At 52.6% G+C, this 477-nt stretch carries 1 protein-coding gene; it reads left to right on the top strand.

Annotation, left to right across the window (positions count from 1 at the left end; genetic code table 11):
• The coding region (locus ACTHUR_RS19700; RefSeq protein ID WP_440400485.1) for a phage tail tape measure protein at positions 1-477 on the top strand (477 nt) is incomplete at both ends.

Here is a 477-nt window from a genome sequence, read left to right as displayed (position 1 = left end):
GTTTTGGATAAAACAGTCAAAGGTCTGGCGGCACGGCAAAGCCTGCTTGGCGAAACGTTGCAAAATCCTCTACGGATGAGCCGCAAACGTGTTGGCGAACTTAGACGAGAATATGACCAGCTTGGTCAGACTATCGCCAAAATTAACCGCAAACGCAGCCTCGTTGCTGATTTGCAGCAGCAGAAACAGGCTCATTACGACCGCCGCCGCGCGATCAAAGACGAATTTTGGGGAGCAGCCGGAGCTGTGGCGGGGGTGGCATTCCCGGTGAAACTGGCCGTCGAATTTGAATCGGCAATGGCAGATGTCAAAAAGGTCGTTGATTTTGATACGCCCAAGCAGTTTAAGGAAATGGAACAGGACATTTTGCGCCTGACACGCACTATCCCTATGGCAGGGACAGAGCTGGCAAAAATCACTGCATCAGGCGGTCAGCTGGGCGTGGCGCGCAAAGACTTGCCTAAATTCACAGAGACC

The organism is Neisseria sp. P0021.S007 (assembly GCF_051956855.1).
The sequence above is the reverse complement of the archived record's forward strand: the minus strand, read 5'-3'. Positions and strand labels throughout refer to the sequence as shown.